Annotated in this window: 18 protein-coding genes, 1 tRNA gene and 2 pseudogenes; 14 read left to right on the top strand and 7 right to left on the bottom strand. The window is 69.6% G+C overall.

Going from position 1 to position 15,818, the window contains the following annotated elements; genetic code table 11:
- Positions 1–170: 170 nt before the first annotated feature.
- The 3 genes from ACZ7J0_RS14200 to ACZ7J0_RS14190 all read left to right on the top strand — a co-directional run bounded on the left by ACZ7J0_RS14200 (position 171) and on the right by ACZ7J0_RS14190 (position 2,399).
- Entirely contained in the window at positions 171–326 is a 156-nt protein-coding gene (locus ACZ7J0_RS14200) for a hypothetical protein (protein ID WP_470887143.1), read from the top strand.
- Between the two features lie 82 nt (positions 327–408).
- Positions 409–1,620 (top strand): JmjC domain-containing protein, encoded by a 1,212-nt coding sequence (locus ACZ7J0_RS14195; protein ID WP_470887141.1) that lies wholly within the window; start codon positions 409–411, stop codon positions 1,618–1,620.
- Between the two features lie 29 nt (positions 1,621–1,649).
- A complete protein-coding gene (locus ACZ7J0_RS14190) occupies positions 1,650–2,399 on the top strand; it encodes an aldo/keto reductase (protein ID WP_470887139.1) in 750 nt (249 codons plus the stop codon).
- Here ACZ7J0_RS14190 and ACZ7J0_RS14185 read toward each other — a convergent pair.
- The gene (locus ACZ7J0_RS14185) at positions 2,390–3,247 is read right to left on the bottom strand and encodes a hypothetical protein (RefSeq protein WP_470887137.1); all 858 of its coding nucleotides are present in this window, start codon (positions 3,245–3,247) and stop codon (positions 2,390–2,392) included. The two genes, ACZ7J0_RS14190 and ACZ7J0_RS14185, sit on opposite strands and share 10 nt — an antisense overlap.
- Positions 3,248–3,661: 414 nt before the next feature.
- Here ACZ7J0_RS14185 and ACZ7J0_RS14180 point away from each other — a divergent pair, with 414 nt between their 5' ends.
- The 8 genes and pseudogenes from ACZ7J0_RS14180 to ACZ7J0_RS14145 all read left to right on the top strand — a co-directional run bounded on the left by ACZ7J0_RS14180 (position 3,662) and on the right by ACZ7J0_RS14145 (position 7,671).
- Entirely contained in the window at positions 3,662–4,402 is a 741-nt protein-coding gene (locus tag ACZ7J0_RS14180; RefSeq protein WP_470887135.1) for a DnaB-like helicase N-terminal domain-containing protein, read from the top strand.
- A 59-nt stretch (positions 4,403–4,461) separates the two neighbouring features.
- On the top strand, positions 4,462–4,659 hold the full coding sequence (locus ACZ7J0_RS14175; protein ID WP_470887133.1) for a hypothetical protein: 198 nt from the start codon (positions 4,462–4,464) through the stop codon (positions 4,657–4,659).
- A gap of 51 nt (positions 4,660–4,710) precedes the next feature.
- A pseudogene (locus ACZ7J0_RS14170) lies at positions 4,711–4,905 on the top strand (DUF2637 domain-containing protein); the annotation flags it as partial.
- Positions 4,906–5,041: 136 nt separating this feature from the next.
- The gene (locus ACZ7J0_RS14165; protein WP_470887342.1) at positions 5,042–5,479 is read left to right on the top strand and encodes a hypothetical protein; all 438 of its coding nucleotides are present in this window, start codon (positions 5,042–5,044) and stop codon (positions 5,477–5,479) included.
- Between the two features lie 133 nt (positions 5,480–5,612).
- Positions 5,613–6,144, top strand: a pseudogene (locus tag ACZ7J0_RS14160) (replication initiator); the annotation flags it as partial.
- A gap of 8 nt (positions 6,145–6,152) precedes the next feature.
- Positions 6,153–6,443: a replication initiator gene (locus tag ACZ7J0_RS14155; RefSeq protein ID WP_470887131.1), complete on the top strand. Its 291-nt coding sequence runs from the start codon at positions 6,153–6,155 to the stop codon at positions 6,441–6,443.
- Positions 6,434–6,637, top strand: coding sequence for a helix-turn-helix transcriptional regulator (locus tag ACZ7J0_RS14150; RefSeq protein ID WP_470887129.1), 204 nt, complete (start codon positions 6,434–6,436; stop codon positions 6,635–6,637). The genes ACZ7J0_RS14155 and ACZ7J0_RS14150 overlap by 10 nt, the downstream gene beginning before the upstream one ends.
- A complete protein-coding gene (locus tag ACZ7J0_RS14145; protein ID WP_470887340.1) occupies positions 6,631–7,671 on the top strand; it encodes a site-specific integrase in 1,041 nt (346 codons plus the stop codon). Before ACZ7J0_RS14150 ends, ACZ7J0_RS14145 begins: the two co-directional genes overlap by 7 nt.
- Here ACZ7J0_RS14145 and ACZ7J0_RS14140 read toward each other — a convergent pair.
- The 4 genes from ACZ7J0_RS14140 to ACZ7J0_RS14125 form a co-directional block, all read right to left on the bottom strand.
- Positions 7,593–7,973 carry a hypothetical protein gene (locus tag ACZ7J0_RS14140; protein WP_470887127.1) on the bottom strand — a complete coding sequence of 127 codons (381 nt, stop codon included), beginning with the start codon at positions 7,971–7,973 and terminating at the stop codon, positions 7,593–7,595. The genes ACZ7J0_RS14145 and ACZ7J0_RS14140 overlap by 79 nt on opposite strands.
- A gap of 114 nt (positions 7,974–8,087) precedes the next feature.
- The gene (locus ACZ7J0_RS14135; RefSeq protein WP_470887125.1) at positions 8,088–8,783 is read right to left on the bottom strand and encodes a hypothetical protein; all 696 of its coding nucleotides are present in this window, start codon (positions 8,781–8,783) and stop codon (positions 8,088–8,090) included.
- A gap of 207 nt (positions 8,784–8,990) precedes the next feature.
- Positions 8,991–9,075, bottom strand: a tRNA-Ser gene (locus tag ACZ7J0_RS14130).
- Between the two features lie 44 nt (positions 9,076–9,119).
- Positions 9,120–10,595, bottom strand: a complete 1,476-nt coding sequence (locus ACZ7J0_RS14125; protein ID WP_470887123.1) for a S1C family serine protease — start codon at positions 10,593–10,595, stop codon at positions 9,120–9,122.
- A gap of 202 nt (positions 10,596–10,797) precedes the next feature.
- Here ACZ7J0_RS14125 and ACZ7J0_RS14120 point away from each other — a divergent pair, with 202 nt between their 5' ends.
- From ACZ7J0_RS14120 to ACZ7J0_RS14110, 3 genes are all read left to right on the top strand, one after another.
- Positions 10,798–11,604 (top strand): glycerophosphodiester phosphodiesterase, encoded by an 807-nt coding sequence (locus ACZ7J0_RS14120; protein ID WP_470887121.1) that lies wholly within the window; start codon positions 10,798–10,800, stop codon positions 11,602–11,604.
- A gap of 53 nt (positions 11,605–11,657) precedes the next feature.
- Entirely contained in the window at positions 11,658–12,266 is a 609-nt protein-coding gene (locus ACZ7J0_RS14115; protein ID WP_470887119.1) for an ATP-binding protein, read from the top strand.
- Between the two features lie 165 nt (positions 12,267–12,431).
- Complete coding sequence (locus tag ACZ7J0_RS14110) at positions 12,432–13,424, top strand: DUF5926 family protein (RefSeq protein ID WP_470887117.1); 993 nt, start codon at positions 12,432–12,434, stop codon at positions 13,422–13,424.
- 544 nt (positions 13,425–13,968) lie between these two features.
- On the opposite strand, the gene ACZ7J0_RS14105 is transcribed toward ACZ7J0_RS14110, so the two are convergent.
- The gene (locus ACZ7J0_RS14105; RefSeq protein WP_470887115.1) at positions 13,969–14,547 is read right to left on the bottom strand and encodes a hypothetical protein; all 579 of its coding nucleotides are present in this window, start codon (positions 14,545–14,547) and stop codon (positions 13,969–13,971) included.
- Between the two features lie 277 nt (positions 14,548–14,824).
- A complete protein-coding gene (locus ACZ7J0_RS14100; RefSeq protein ID WP_470887113.1) occupies positions 14,825–15,508 on the bottom strand; it encodes a bifunctional DNA primase/polymerase in 684 nt (227 codons plus the stop codon).
- Between the last annotated feature and the right edge of the window lie 310 nt (positions 15,509–15,818).

The following is a 15,818-nucleotide window of genomic DNA, read 5'->3' as shown; positions in this document are numbered from 1 at the left end:
GCTGACCGGCAACCGGCTTCCGGCACGAATCCCGCATGCGCTCGATCCGTGGCATCACGCCACCCCCCGTCTCCCCACCCGCCCGGAAACAACCGGGCTGGTGAGGCACGCCCCATCGGGGCTCGGGCTGGCACCCGTCGGCCCCGGACTTCCAGGAAATGGAGACACACATGGCAGCACAGAAGGAAGACCTGCTGATCGGCGTCGCGAGCCTGATCAAGGTCCAGGACCGCTTCACCGCCGCGGCGGCCGAGTCCGACTCCACCGGTACCTCCGCGGGCGACGACGGCGAGAACCGCGACGGGCTGAACCTCCCGCAGGAGTAGCACCCAACAGCTCCAACCGGGGGCCCGTCATCCACGACGGGCCCCCGGGCCCTCACGCCTATGACGCCGACCGGAGGAACACGTGGACCACCACTTCGTCACCGCACTGGAAAAGGCCCTCGGCTGGGACGGGCCCGGTGAACTCGGGGCCGCCTTCACCCGGGGAACGATCGAAAACCTCGGGCTGCTCGATCGCCTGCTCAACCCCAGGAAGCTGCTGGAACTGGTGATGCGCCGCAGCGTCACCACGCCCCAGTTCCGCATCTTCCAGGACGGGGCCGAACTGCACCCCGGCCGCTACATCCAGCCCTCCGTCACCCGGCGGGGACAGGCCATCCCCATGGCCGACATGCGCCGCGTCGGCGGGCTGATGCGCGAGGGTTGCACCATGGTCCTGGACGAGGTCGACTTCTTCGACCCGGCAATGGAGGCCACCTGCCGCGCGCTTCAGTGGTGGGCCCGCGAGCTGGTGCAGGTGAACGCGTACCTGACCACTCAGGACGCCAGTGGCTTCAAGCTCCACTGGGACGACCACGACACCCTGATCGTCCAGCTCGCCGGCCGCAAGAGCTGGGAAGTCCGCGGCACCTCGCGCAAGGTTCCGATGTACCGCGACTCCGCCCCCAACGCCGAGCCCAGCGAGGAAATCGTCTGGCAGGGCGTCATGGAGCCCGGCGACGTGATGCACATCCCGCGCGGCTTCTGGCACCAGGCCACCCGCGACGACCAGGGCGACGGCTACAGCCTCCACGCCACCTTCGGCATCGTGAAGCGCGTCGGTGTGAACTGGCTGGCCTGGCTCGCCGACCAAGCCCGCACGCAGGACCTGTTCCGATACGACCTGGACCGCTGGAACTCCCCCGGCCAGTGGGACGGGCAACAGCAGCTCCTGGCCGACGCCGTCGCCGAGATGGCTACGAAGCTGACCCCGCAGGACTTCTTCAATGCCCGCGAGCGGGAACGCCTGGCCGCCCGGCACGTCCCGGCCACCGGCCTGTTCGGCAAGTCCGCGGCCGTCGTGTGCGTCACCGACTTCGAGCCCGTGATCGAGCAACACCACGACACGGTGGACGTGCTTGCGGCGGGCAAGAAGCTCACGTTCGCCGGCAAGGCGTATCCCGCCCTCACCCTGCTGCTGAGCGGCCACCCTGTCGACATCGCCGACGCCGCAGAAAAGACCGGCCTGGACGTGGAACAGCTCGCCGAGATCCTGCTGAAGGAGGAACTGTGCACGGAGCTGACCCCCGCCTTGTCCTCGGCCTACATCGGTCTCGTCACCACCGCGACATCCTGACGGCTGCACTCGACCTCGGCGTCACCGCCTTGGACACTGCGGCTCCCTACTTCGGCTTCCGCTCACACACGGTGCTGGCCGAGACGGCCGCCGATCTGCTGCCTAGGTTCACCCTCTCCACGAAGGTGGGCTTCTTCCCGAGCGCTGGAGGCGCTGAGCACTCCCTTGATCCGGTCCGGCTGCGACTGGCCGTCGAGCGGACGGCCAAGGAACTCGGCAGGGAACCTGACACCGTGCTCCTGCACAACCCCGAACGGAGCCTTGCGGGCCTATCTCCTGCCGACGGCCGCGCCCTTCTCGGCAATGCCTGCACCGCCCTGGCCGACGCCGCCCACGACGGTCTCTGCCGCGCCTGGGGTGTTGCCTCCTGGGACACACAGTCGCTAGGCATGGTCCGCGTGGAGGGCCTTCCGTCTCCGGACGTCCTCATGGTCCGCGCCGGTCTCCTCGTGGGCATCGACCTCCTCGACGCCACCACCGTCCTGCGCACCGCCTGGCAGGCGGGTGAGACCTGGGGCATGAGCCCCTTCGGTGGCGGCCACAGAAAGGTGTGGGATGACTTCGACCCGCGCCCGTTCCTCCGACCGCCCCACGATGGCTTGTCCCGCGTGCAGGCGGCATTCCGGACCGCATTCCACCTGCCCACCGCCTCCGCGATGGCGGTCGGTACCGACGACCCTGGGCACCTGGCCCAGTTGGTCCAAGCCCTGGGCGCGGAGGTGGACACCGCCACCGTCAGTCAGTACCTACGCGCCCTCCATGGGCTCCGTCAGAGCTGAAGCTCGGCCACCAGACGCTCGGCCTCCTTCCGGGCCGGCTCCAGCAGCGGGTCCTCCTCGTACGCGTAGGGTCCGACGATCTTCGACAGGAAGAACAGCGACATCAGCTTGCCGTCCCGGCTCTCCAAGTCCGCACGCCGCTCCTGGTGGACGCGGTCCGCGAGCCTCGGGACGGCAAGCGCGTTGCCCCACAGCGTTGCGGCGTCTAGGCCCCCGGGCGCCATGCCCCAGTCCTCCCAGTCGATGATGGAGAACTCCGGTCCCATCACATTGGCCCAGGTCAGATCCGCATGAGCCGGCGCCCACCGCTCGATCCGCGTATCGGCAATGCCGGGGAAGACCTCGCCGAGTGTCTGCGTCACCTGCTCCTGGGTAATCGTCACCGTGTCCGGCGTCGCGACTCGCGGCGTCTGCTGGTCCGCGAGCGCGTCCAGCGAGGCGTTCAGTGCTGCCCACCAGGCATCCGGTAGGCCCGGGTCTTCGAGCGCCAGGGCGCCCTTGGCGACAGACGGCGACGCAAGCAGCTCCAGCTCATCCGCACGCCACATCACCGGTTCGCCCGACTCGCGCCACGCCACGCCCTGGTACCACTCGGGCATCGCGACCCCTTGCAGAACGGCAGCGGCTTCGGTCCCGTTCCAGCCCTGCGGGCCGATCCGCTCGAATCCCCGCCGCTCGATACGCACCCACGTCCCCCGGTCCGTACGGCCGCCCAAGGAGCGCCGTTTGCGTACCAGCTCTTGCCGGTCCAATCGCACATGCAGGGCCTTCTCCACACGCCCCACTACGCCTTCGACCGACTGACGGCGTAGATCCACTCGGGCAGCGACGGGCAGGGAAACAGTCATCACGACCTCCTCGGCGAACAGACGACCGTAACAGGAGAGGGCCCGCCTACACGACCTGCTCGTCAATGGCTCATCGCAGCAACTCCACTATCAAAGTGGTCGATCGAGGTCTTACACGACGTACCTACCGACCCAGGATGTCGTGGAGAAAGGCAACAACTACGACGCCGACGGCAAGCGCAGCTCCTAGTGGCGGGTTCCGCAGCGCGACGTAGACCGTCAAGGCCCCTACGACTGCGAGTAGAAGCGTGCGAGTGCTGATCTGCTCCACGAAGACTCCAAACGTTGGTGTGGGCAGCAGCTTGAGTCACGCGGCAGAGCCATTTACGTCTCGTGACAGGCGCACGGCAACCTCTCACTTTCCCTGACAAGCCGTGACGCTTCCTGACACCATCGGATCGTAAGAGTGCTCGGATGGAGGTTGCTGTGGGCCGCTGGACGAAACCGACCTTGCCCGCGGGACCCCTCCGCACCCTCAACAGTGAACTCCATGCCCTCCACCGCAAGGCAGGACATCCATCTGCCCGTGAACTGCAACGAGCGGTCAAGAAGGCTGCAAGCCACACAAAGATCCACCACGCCTTCATCAAGCCCCAGCTTCCTGCCTGGGGCGTCGTGGAGGTGGTTGTCGAGCAACTCGCCAAGGCTGCGCGACCAAAGCTGTCAGAGGAAGCGGAGGTCGACCGTTTCAAGACCCTCTGGGATGCCGCTTCAGATGCAGTGTCAGCCTCGGTCACTCCAGAGCCGAACGAGCATTCCTATGGACTCGCGTTCGGTGGATTGAGCCGGAACGGTGCGATCTACAGCGCCATCGTCGACCTGCACCGGGCTGGCAAGCCCACTGGGCTTCACGATGTAGCAGCCGAGCTTGCGCGAAGGGGCCAGCTGGAAGCTTGTGGCGGTGAGGACTACCTCTTCGAGTGCGTGAAGATCGCGATGAAGGGCTCCTTCGAAGCTGGCATGGGGATCGGCGAGTTTGGCGTCTTGAATGCTCGCCGAGTCAAGGAGGCGTCGGATACCCGGCATGCCTTCTTCTCTGTAGCCCTCAGCGGGAAGCCTGATCGACAGAGCCTCCAGACGGCGTACGAGCGTGTTATCACGTACCACCCAGACTGGGCCTTGCCGGGCGGCTTTAACCAATCTCCCCGCTCCTGAACCGACCTTGGTACGCCGTCAGCTCACAGCGCGGCCGGCCGGAGCGGCTTTGGCCGGTCATGTCCCAGCACGGCCGCCCCGGCTTCATCCGCATCCGCACCCCCTACGTCGCCGACGAGCACGCCGCCCGCGTCGCCGAAGCCACCACGCACCTGGTCCGACACCCCGCCAGGCTTCTGGAAGACCTCACCAACCGCACGGTTGTGGACCTGTCCAAGGAGAACGGCGACCCCGAACCCCCGGCCATGGCCGCCTGAACTGCCAGCCCCCCAGCCTCAACCGCCCCTGGAAGGAGGTGAAACCCCCTCATGTCAGAAGACCGGATCACACAGCGCACGGTCACCGTGGTCATGGCGGTCATCGCCTTGCTGGCCTTCGTGTTCTCCTTCGGCAACGTCTGGAGCCTGGCCCTGCGCCTGGGTATCCCCGACCCGATCGCTCCCCTGATCGCGCCCATGGTGGACCTGTCCGTCCTCGGCCTCCTGGTCGCCTTGCGGTACCTCTCCCTGCGCGGCGTACCCGCCGAAGATCTCACCGCGGCAACGCGCCTGATGCACGCCTCCGGCTTCTTCACCCTCGCCCTACAACGTCGCCGAACCCATCATCGCCAGGCACTACGGCCGCGCCTGCGTGGACGCCGTGGCCCCTCTGCTCCTGCTCGGCTGGGGCGCCGTCGGCCCCGCGCTCCTGCGCCACTTCCACGCCGTCACCTCCCCGACTCCGGCCGCAGCGCCAGCCGTGCCCCTGGCCCTGGTTCCCGAGCCCGCCCCGGAAGCACTGCCGCAGGACACACCGGCCGAGGCCGCACCTGAGCCCGCCCCGGAGCCCGAACCCACCCCCGAACCCGCTCCCGAACCGACGGCACCCCCGGCGCCTGCCCCGGCACCGGCCCGCGCCTCGGCCCCGGCTCCGGCTCCGGCCGTCAAGGTGGCCCCGGCCCTGCTGGACACCGCCCGCGAAATCGCCGACGCCCACCAGTCGGCAAACGGTCAGGCGATCACCGTGCCCCAGCTCAAGGCCCGCCTCGGCGTCAGCCTCCCGCTGGCCACCGCCGCACACGCCGCGCTGTCGGCCTGACCCACCCTCCGCCGGCCTTCCGGCTCACCCCTCCTTGGCCCCCTGGGCCTGGCCCGTCATGCCCTCGGGCAGCACCACACCCCTCTGCTGGTGCTGCCCGGGGCCTCCACCAGCGGAAAGGATTCTCCCGCCGATGCCCCGCAACCTTGACCTGCGGCACGTGATCAGCCCCGCTGTCCGGGACCTGATCGAACCGGCCAACCTCGACGGCTTCGACCGCACCCGCGAACAGGTCACCCGCCTGCGCGGCTGCACCCGCCCCGCCAACCTCGTCGGCCACACACACCAGCAACGCCACCACAGGAGAAACGATCCGCTCGTACTCCACCAGCGACGAACCCACCGGACGTCTCCTGACCACCTGCGGCAACCGCCGCGCGTCCCGCTGCCCCGGATGCTCCCGCACCTACGCCGCCGACACCTTCCACCTCGTCCGCGCCGGACTCTGCGGCGGCAAGGACGTCCCCGAGACCGTCCGGACCCACCCCCGCGTCTTCCTCACGCTCACGGCCCCCTCTTTCGGCCCCGTGCACAACCGCCCCACCACCACGGACGGTAAGCCGCGCCCCTGCCGCTGCGGCACCCGCCACCCCGAGGACGCTCCCGAACTCGGCACGCCCCTACCCCCCAAGACGTACGACTACACCGGCGCCGTGCTGTGGAACGGGCCCACATGCTCGGCTTCCGCGGCCACTTCTCCACCAAGTCCCGCGCCTACTCCACCACCCTCGGCGCCCTCCGCGACGTACGCCGCGCCTGGCGCCTCGCCCAAGCCGACGCCGCCCGCGCCGGCCACCCCGCGCCCAGCCCGGACACCGTGCTCGTCACCGAGTCCTCCTGGGCATACCTCGCCTCCGGCTACCGCCCCGGCGAAGAACTCCTCGCCGCCCAGACCCGCCACGACATCAACCAGACCCGTGCCGACAAGGAACGGGCCAAGACCGAAGGGGAGGTATGGCAGTGACCGACGCACCGACCACCCGCATGCTGACGATGGTGGAAGCGCTGGCCGAGCTGCGCATGTCGCGGGCAGCCTTCTACCGGCTGCGCGCTCGCGGGAACGCGCCCCGCTGCCTCAAGCTCCCCAACGGTCAGATCCGTATCCGCCGTGCCGATCTCGACGCCTGGTTCGAGGGCTGCGAGGTGCCCGCGTGCTGACCTTCGATGTGCAGATCTGGGGCATCCGCAAGCGCCCCGACCGCGCTGCGGCCTATCAGCTGCGCTGGCGGGTCGGCGTGCAGCCGTTTTCGAAGAGCTACAAGATCAAGGCCCAGGCGGACGGCCGGCGCTCCGAGCTGCTGGCCGCGCTGCGCAAGCGCGAGCAGTTCGACACCGAGACCGGCTTGCCGGCCTCCGAGGTGCAGGCGGCCCAGTCCCCCATCTGGTTCACGCACGCCCGGGAGTACGTGGCAATGAAGTGGCCGAACGCTTCGGCCAAGCACCGCGCGAGCATCGCGGACGCGCTCGCCACGGTCACCCCGCGCCTGGTGAAGGACAACCGCGGTGCCCCCGCTCCCCGGGTCCTGCGGACCGCCCTCTACTCCTGGGCCTTCCGCCTCGTCCTCGACCAGGACGGCGAACTCGTGGCCCGGGTGGAAGCCGAGGAAGCACCCGAAGCCATCGTGGCAGCCCTCGACTGGATCGGCCGGAAGTCCGTGGACATCTCGTCCCTGAACACGCCGACGGTCGTGCGGTCCGCCCTGGACGCGCTCGCGCGCAAGATGGACGGGACCGCTGCGGCGGACAACACGGTGAACCGCAAGGTGCCCGTGTTCAGCAACTGCCTGCGGTACGCGGTCGAGCTGGACCGCCTGCCCTCCCTGCCCCTGACCAAGGTGGACTGGACGGCACCCGAGACTGACGACGAGATCGACTTCCGATACGTCCCCGGCCCGGCCCTGGCCCGCAAGCTGATCGACGCCGTGGGCGAGCAGAACCGTGGTCGGCGCCTCAAGGCGTTCTTCGGGTGCCTCTACTACGCGGCCACCCGTCCCGGCGAAGCCGTGGGTCTCCGCGAGTCGGACTTCACTCTGCCCGAGGAAGGCTGGGGCCAAGTCATCCTGTCGTCCAGCTCCCCTCGCGTCGGCTCGGGCTGGACCGACTCGGGGGAGTCCTACGACTCCCGGGCCTCAAGAAGCGCGCCCGAAAGGCCACCCGCGAGGTACCGATCCCGCCGGTCCTGGTCCGTCTGATCCGCGACCACATCGCGGAGTTCGGCACGGCAGAGGATGGCCGACTCTTCCGCGCGGCCCGTGGCGGCGGCCTCCTGAGCAAGGAGTACGGCGACATCTGGAAGGCTGCTCGTCGGGTCGTCCTCACCAAGCAGGAAGTCAAGACGCCCCTGACCGAGGTCCCATACGGACTTCGCGCCGCGTGCGTCTCCCTCTGGCTGGAGTCCGGTGTCTCCCCGGCCGAGGTCGCCCGCCGCGCCGGCCACAGCATCGCCGTGCTGTTCCGCTTCTACGCCAAGGCCATCCGCCGGAGCCAGAACCACGCGAACCAGCAGATCGAAAGAGCCCGCTCAGCTTCGAACGAAGCGGATGGCTGATAGACGACCGTTGCAGCTCAAGGGGCGCCCCAACCACGGGGCGCCCCTTTCTCACGTTGTTCAGTCCCCCTGTTGTTCCTGGCTCTGCTGGTGCTCCTTGAGCTTCATCAGCAGCCCCTCCAGGGCCAATTCAGCCTTACGCACATCACTCTTCGTAAGGTCATGAGGGGCATTGCTGTAGGCAAGGTACCTACCTGGCTCCGTGATATGGCCAGCACGCAAAGTAAACGTGATCAGGTGTTGCCACCCCTTGCCCCTTCCCCGCAGACGATCCCGCAGCAAGCGATGACCAAGCTTCGCCTCGATGGTCACCTTGTAGTCGCGGGCCGCCGGCACGAACCCGGGGAAAGGTGCTCCGAACTCAATGAATCGTTGCTGCGCGTCTCGGCCATCAACCGCGAAGCACGCAGGCAGACGGAGAGCATCTTCTGTTTCCGGCCGCAGGCGATCCCTGGTGCTGGTCCATGGCAGCGGGAGGACGGCCGATGACTCGTCGGGAAATGACAGGCGAAGGTCAAGCACAACGATTGGCTTCGCTCCAGTGTTGTGGAGCACCAGCGGAAACCGGAGCCGCGCCTTCGCTGTATCCGCCACGATGGCGAACGAATGCGGCTCCCAGGTCTTCAGACGCCCTTGTCGAGCATTGAGCCACCAGAACGAAGCCACGGTGAAGACCAGGGCACATGTAGCGACGAACGCCGCCGCCGGAAGCGAGGCTATGTTGTCCCGCTGTACTGCCAGGTTGAGTGGGATCACGCGGTGAGTGTGCCAGGGGCTCGCTCGCAGCGCTGCTGTTCGGGTGTGTGCGCCGGCTGATCCGTCCACGGACCGTGGTCCACACCTGGTCCACACACCATGATCCAAAACGGCACACGGGCGGATCAGGGTGAGACAGGTCCGCATGACGAAGGGGCGCCCCTAGTCGGGGCACCCCTTCCGGTCAGCGGCTTCGCTGACGTGGTGCGGTGGGTGTGGGATTTGAACCCACGGTGACTCGCGCCACGACGGTTTTCAAGACCGTTCCCTTAGGCCGCTCGGGCAACCCACCCCGCCCCATCCCGACAGGGATGCGGCGGTGAACAGACTAGCCGGTCAGCTGTCGCCCTTGCGCTCGCCCAGGGTGACGTCCACCGTCGTCTCCTTGCCGCCGCGCTCGTACGTCAGCTTGATCTTGTCGCCCGGCTTGTGCGTCCAGATCTCGCTGATCAGGGTCGGGCCGCTGTCGATCTGCTTGTCGCCGAACTTGGTGATGACGTCGCCCGCCTTCAGGCCGGCCTTCGCCGCCGGGCCTCCCGAGGCCACCGCGGCCGTGCCGCCCGCGCCCTGGTCGGCGATCGTCGCTCCCTCGCCCTTGTCCGTCATGTTCACTGTCGCGCCGATGACCGGGTAGACCGGCTGACCGGTCTTGATCAGCTGCTGGGCGACGTTCTTCGCCTGGTTCACCGGGATCGCGAAGCCGAGGCCGATCGAGCCCGCCTGGGACTGGCCGAGGCCGCCCGTGCCGGCCGACTGGATCGCCGAGTTGATGCCGATCACGGCGCCGCGCGCGTCGATGAGCGGGCCGCCGGAGTTGCCCGGGTTGATCGAGGCGTCCGTCTGCAGGGCGCTCATGTACGAGTTGGACTTGCCGGACCCGTCGCCCGAGGCGACCGGGCGGTTCTTGGCGCTGATGATGCCGGTGGTCACGGTGTTGGAGAGGCCGAACGGCGCGCCGATCGCGATCGTCGCGTCGCCGACCGCGACCTTGTCGGAGTCACCCAGCGGCAGCGGCCTGAGCCCCGAGGGCGCGTTCTTCAGCTTCAGGACGGCGACGTCGTAGCCCTGGGCCCGGCCGATGACTTCGGCGTCGTACGTCTTGCCGTTGGAGAAGGTCGCCGACAGCGTGCCGCCTTCCGCGGCGGAGGCCACGACGTGGTTGTTGGTGAGGATGTGGCCTTCCTTGTCGTAGACGAAGCCGGTGCCGGTGCCGCCCTCGCCTTCCGAGCCGCCGGACTTGGCCTGGATCGTCACCACGCTCGGCAGCGCCTTGTTCGCCACCCCCGCGACCGTGCCGGGGTCGCGCTTGAAACCGGCCGGGGAGTCGCCGACCGAGACGGTCGTCGAGGTGCTCGGGTCGTCGCCCTGCTTGGCGGCCCAGTAACCGATCCCACCACCGACACCGCCGGCCACCAGCGCGGCGGCCAGGACCGTGGCGACCAGTCCGCCGGCGCCCCTGCGCGGGGCCGCGGGGCCGGGTGCCGGAGCGCCCCAGCCCTGACCGCCGCCGTTGCCGCCACCGGCGTACGACGGCTGCGCCGGCGGGGGCGGGGGCCAGCCCGCGCCCTGGGCGCCCGGCGCGCCCACCACCGGCGGCGCCGCCGGGACCGGTCCGGGCAGCGGCGCCGTGACGGGCTCGGACCGGGGGGAGTGTCCAGGCCCCTCCTGCGGCACCGCCGCCGGTTCGTGTGCGGCGTCGCGCCGGGGAGCGGCGGACGCCGGGGTTCCCTCGGGAGCGGCGACCGGCACGGGGGGTGCGGACGGGGCGGGCGCTTCCGGCGGAATCGCGTTGCCCTCGTTCTCGGTGCTCACAGCTCTCTCCTCGGTTCCACTTCATCGGCTGGACTCGGCATGTGCACGGTCGACTGACTGCGGTCAGCTTTTCCCACAGGCCGTCAGGCCACTGTAAGCGGGACCTGTGCATCCTCGCCGTTTCCTTTACATACGGACATACCGGTCACCCCTGATGTCCGTATGCCCGCGCGCGTGCCTCCCTCGATGGCACCATGACGCGGTGACAAACGCACGGCAGCACACGATCCAAGTCGTCGCTCACCGAGGCGCCTCCGAGGACGCCCCGGAGCACACCCTCGCGGCGTACGTGAAAGCGATCGAGGACGGGGCCGACGCCCTCGAATGTGACGTACGGCTCACCGCCGACGGCCACCTCGTCTGCGTGCACGACCGGCGCGTCAACCGCACCTCCAACGGCCGCGGCGCCGTCTCCGCCCTGGAGCTGGCCGATCTCGCCGCGCTCGACTTCGGGATCTGGAAGGGGCGCGAGGAGTCGAACGAGAGCCCCGACTGGGGCGACCGCGAGCTGACCTCCGTCCTGACCCTCGAGCGGCTCCTCGAGCTCGTCGCCGACGCCGGGCGCCGCGTCGAACTGGCCATCGAGACCAAGCACCCCACCCGCTGGGCCGGGCAGGTGGAGGAGCGGCTGCTCCAGCTGCTCAAGCGGTTCGGCCTCGCCGATCCCGCGCCGGGCACCTCTCCCGTACGTGTCATGAGCTTCTCGGCCCGCTCGCTGAGCCGCGTCGCGGCCGCCGCGCCGACGCTCCCCACCGTCTACCTCACCCAGTTCGTCACTCCGCGGCTGAAGGACGGACGGCTCCCCGCGGGGGCCCGGATCGCCGGCCCGTCCATCCGGATCGTGCGCCACCACCCCGGCCTGATCGTGCGCCTCCAGCGGGCCGGCCACCAGGTCCATGTCTGGACCGTGGACGATCCGGAGGACGTGGAACTCTGCGCCCGGCTGGGCGTCGAGGCGATCATTACCAATCGCCCCAAGCAGGTCCTGTCCCAACTGGGCCGCCTGTAACAACTGTCACAGGGAGTGCACCGGCGCGTTCGGAACGTATTCGATCGTGTCGAGTGCGTCACCGGAGGGCTACTGGCCGGTTTCCGGTCCAGTCCATTGGGGCATCCACAACGTGGCGTGGGGCGAAGGAGGTCTCGGGGGTGGCGTTGGTGGTGGCACAGGAGGTGCCCACGTCGTCGAGCATGGCCGTACCCCATGGCCCTGCGGGCGTGGGTGAGGCGAGGCATCGCATGCGGGAGCAGTTGCGCCGCAGCGGGATGTCCGAATCGGTCGTCGACGACGCGGTACTGATCCTTTCCGAACTGCTCAGCAATGCCTGCCGGCACGGCAGGCCACTGGGCCGCGCGGACGTGGGTGACGGTGACGTGCGAGCCGCGTGGCGGCTGGACAAGCAGGGCGGGCTGACCGTCGAGGTGACGGACGGAGGTGGTCCGACCCGACCGGTTCCGGCCACGCCCTCGGTCACCGCACGCGGTGGTCGCGGGCTGAACATCATCAGCGCGCTGGCTCAGGACTGGGGCGTGCGCGACAGCGCGTCCGGCGAGGTCACCGTATGGGTCGTGGTCACGGAGGGGCACCGTCGCGACGACTTCGCTACGCGCGTCACAGCACCCGGCTTCGACTTCCTCGGCGCGTACGAGGACGCGTACGAGGAATCATGAGCCCTCGGGGGCGGCGAGTCGGGTCGCGCGAGCGGCCCGGGCACGTCGTGCGTCCTCTACGACGCGCACCGGGAGCGGTTGGACCGCTTGGACTGAGCCGGAGGGCTCCCTACGGCTAGGCTCGCGCCCGACACAGCACTGTCGTAATCGGGAGAAAGCCACACCATGGCCAAGAAGCGCCCCCAGACCAAGGCCGGCAAGCCGCAGTTCAAGGACGGCGCCCGCGACGCCGGCGCCAACGAGAGCGTGCCGGTGGTGGGGGCCCGCGAGCCCTGCCCGTGCGGTTCGGGCCGTCGTTACAAGGCATGCCACGGCCGGGAGGCCGCCCATGCGGTCACCGAGCTGGTCCAGCGCCCCTTCGAGGGCCTGGCCGGCGAGTGCGACTGGGTCGCGCTGCGCGAGCTGGTGCCCGCGGCGACCGCCGAACTGACCCTGAAGGGCGGGCTTCCGGAGGGCGTGCCCTCGGTGACGCTCGCGACGGTCCTGCCGATGGCCTGGCCGGCGCTGCGCCGCGACGACGGCTCGGTCCTGCTCGCGCTGCAGAACGACACCTCGTCCGGCGACCTCAGCCGGGACCTGGCCGCCATCCTCCAGCGCGCGCTGACCGCCGAACCCGGCACCCCGGTCTCCACCCAGCGGGCGGCCGCGGACGGTCCGCGACTGCAGGATCTGCTCGACGCTGACGCCGGTTTCGAGCCGACCGTCCACTCCGGCTTCGAATTCTGGATCCCGGAGTCCGCGGACACCTCGTCCGCCGAGGTCACCGCCTCCCTGGAGCGGGCGAACGCGGCCGCGATCCCGACCGTGAAGCTCTCGTCGGTGGACTCCTCGTACTGGTGCGAGACCCCGGAGAAGAACCATCTGCGCTGGGTCATGCCGCACGCCGAGGAGGCGCTCCTCGACGCGCTCGCCCGGCTGCACGCCGCGGGCACGTCCTCGCTCGGCGAGGGAACGCGCCTGGTCGGCTCCTTCCGGGCGCACGGCCTGATGGTCCCCGTGTGGGACCTGCCGAGCGCGATGGGCGCGGAGGAGTGTGAGAAGCCGGCCGCCGAGTTCGCCGAGCGTCTCGCGGCCGCGCTCGCCGTGACCGAGCCGCTGACCGCCGACGAGCGCCGGGCGCGCGGCGGGCTCACCAATCGCCAGGTGACGCTCAGCTGACGCCGGGGGCCACCCACGAGGGACGGCCGGACTCTGGCACTGGGGGACTCGAGGCCCGGGTACTGGAATCGCGGCTTGAGGTCAGCGGAACTCGAGGCTCGAGGTCAGCGGGACTCGGGCTCGGGCTCTGCGGGACTCCAAGGCTCCGTGATTCCAAGGCTCCGGGGCTACGGGGCTCCGGGACTACGGGGTCCTGGACCCCCGGCCTCCCGCCTCCGTCTCCCCGGTCGCCGCTCGCTCGCCGGTCTGCGGCCTCCCGTCTCCGGCTCAACGAGCCAGTGACAGAAGCTGCTGACAGACCGGCCGGTCGGTGACTTCCGCCACAACTCCCCGTTCGGTGGCTTAAATCGTTGTCCGAATATCCGAGATCGAATTTGCGAACAGCAGATCTCTTGTTACCGTTCTAGAAGCCCGGTCGCTGGTGCATCCCCCGTCGCCAGCGACCGGGCGTTTACGTTCCCGGACGCCGTGCCGCGCGGTGCGCGCCTTTCCGGTGAGTTCCGGTGAGATCACTCCGGGTGTCGAGCGAGACCTCGCGAGTGCGTCAACTTCCTTCCGCGTCAGCGGAGTTGCTCCCCACCCTCAACAGCAGGGGCGTCTCGATGCCCTCGCCCGCCCCCGCGAACTCCGCCACCGCCGTATAAGCGTCCGACCGCCCATGGGATCGTTCGCGCGGCGTCTCACAGGTTCCCGGCTCATCCTCCGCCGGTACCTCACAATGCGTCTGCACGGTTCGCCCGTCGGGTCCCATCAATGTGAGTACGGCGCTCAGAACCTCGCCCGTCGCATTCCGGTAATAGGTGCGCGCCCATGCGTCACGCGCCTCCGACATGACACATGTCTGCGCCTCGATCCCTTCGGGAGAGGTGAGTTCTGGCCCGCAGCGCGCGGACCGGCGCGGGGGGCCGTCGGCGCCCGGCGAGGAGCCCTTCGACTCCGCCGCGTCCGCTCCGTCCGATCCGATCACTCCGAGGAGTCCGGGCTCCGGTGAGGCCTTCGGCTTCGCGTCGGCGGGACCGGATCCGGGGCCGCCCGCCTGGCCGGCCGAGGCGGCCAGCGGGATCAGGGCGGCGAACACGACGGCGACCCCGAGTCCGATCATGCGGATCGTGCGGAGATTCATCGTGGCCCCACCTGCCAACCTGCCGACTGCCCGGGAAATCCTGACGGTGGGCCGACGATATCGGCGGATTGCGGGCGCCCGGGAGCCGCGCGCCCAATTCCCGGGGAACTGGCCCCGGCTCACACCCGTACGAGTGACTCACCGGGGCCAGGCAGTCTCCGCGGCCGCCCCCCTCAGCCGGGCGTACCTCTCAACGGGCGAAGGCCCCTCAGTACGCGAAGGGCCTCCTCAGTGGGCGAACGGCCGCCGCGCCCCTACTACGCGCGGCGGCCGCCCTTCAGTACGCGAGGCGGCTGCCCCCGCCGGGTGCGCTGGTGCTCGCCTCGACCAGCGCGTCCACCACCGCCTCGACATCCGGCAGCCAGGGCGTCGCCGACCCGGCCAGTGGCGCGCGCTCCCAGCGGACCTGGCCCGTGCCGATGACCGAGGGCGGCAGGACGAGATAGCCGCCCTCCCCGTGGAAGCGGAGGGAACTGGGCACGGAGTCCTTGGCGTAGAGCAGTTCGCCGAGTTGTTCGAGGCTGTACGGCGCGACCAGCAGCGACCACCGGGTCGGTGTCGCCACGACCGGGCCGAGTCTCATGCCCATCCGGTCCAGCGCGGCCAGGGCGCGGGCCCCGGCGACCGCCGGGAGGCTGACCGCGCACGGTGCGACGCCTCCGGTGGCCAGGAGGATCGGGGCGTCGGGCCGGTTGGTCCACCACCAGCGCACCATGCGCGCGTCGGTGGAGGCGGCCAGCAGCCCGGGGTCGAAGGGGTGTGCGCCGGGTACGACGCACTCGGGATCGGGGCAGGCGCATCCGCGCCCGCGGTCGCTACGGCTTCCGGCCGACGTCAGCCCCACACCGGGGAGGACCGGCCAGTGCCACTCGGTGGCGCAGGTGAGCACCGCGTCGAGCTGGACAGGCCTCCCCTTGCGCCGGAACCGGAGCCTGCGTCGCCTTCCGAGGATCTCGCGCATGAGCGCTCGTTCCTTTCCGTTGAACGCCGAGGGTCCACATCACATCTGGTGTGCATTGCTTCACTGTGCGTACAAAGCGGCGCGCCCTCGCCCCCGTCAGGAGCGTCGAGCTCGGGCCCGAGCATGGGCTGTAGTCCATTAAACGCGTGGCGAGGGGTGGCGCGCCCCTGGCGCGTACCGACCCGCTGAACTGTCCCCGCCACCCGGGGATGGGGTGCGGCCGTCGGCGGTTAAGACGCCGGGGCTCTCCACCAGGTTCCGGGGCTGTGCCAACTGCCCCTTGCCATCTCCGTGTACGTACCCAACACGC

Source organism: Streptomyces sp. NPDC038280 (genome assembly GCF_055600045.1).
This window is presented reverse-complemented; position numbering and strand designations above follow the sequence as displayed.

What these genes read in the sequence shown, in the direction of transcription:
- ACZ7J0_RS14200 (WP_470887143.1), top strand. Translation starts at nt 171, where the DNA reads ATGGCAGCACAGAAGGAAGACCTGCTGATCGGCGTCGCGAGCCTGATC.
- ACZ7J0_RS14185 (WP_470887137.1), bottom strand. Translation starts at nt 3,247, where the DNA reads ATGACTGTTTCCCTGCCCGTCGCTGCCCGAGTGGATCTACGCCGTCAG.
- ACZ7J0_RS14180 (WP_470887135.1), top strand. Translation starts at nt 3,662, where the DNA reads ATGGAGGTTGCTGTGGGCCGCTGGACGAAACCGACCTTGCCCGCGGGA.
- ACZ7J0_RS14175 (WP_470887133.1), top strand. Translation starts at nt 4,462, where the DNA reads ATGTCCCAGCACGGCCGCCCCGGCTTCATCCGCATCCGCACCCCCTAC.
- ACZ7J0_RS14155 (WP_470887131.1), top strand. Translation starts at nt 6,153, where the DNA reads ATGCTCGGCTTCCGCGGCCACTTCTCCACCAAGTCCCGCGCCTACTCC.
- ACZ7J0_RS14150 (WP_470887129.1), top strand. Translation starts at nt 6,434, where the DNA reads ATGGCAGTGACCGACGCACCGACCACCCGCATGCTGACGATGGTGGAA.
- ACZ7J0_RS14110 (WP_470887117.1), top strand. Translation starts at nt 12,432, where the DNA reads ATGGCCAAGAAGCGCCCCCAGACCAAGGCCGGCAAGCCGCAGTTCAAG.
- ACZ7J0_RS14105 (WP_470887115.1), bottom strand. Translation starts at nt 14,547, where the DNA reads ATGAATCTCCGCACGATCCGCATGATCGGACTCGGGGTCGCCGTCGTG.
- ACZ7J0_RS14100 (WP_470887113.1), bottom strand. Translation starts at nt 15,508, where the DNA reads ATGCGCGAGATCCTCGGAAGGCGACGCAGGCTCCGGTTCCGGCGCAAG.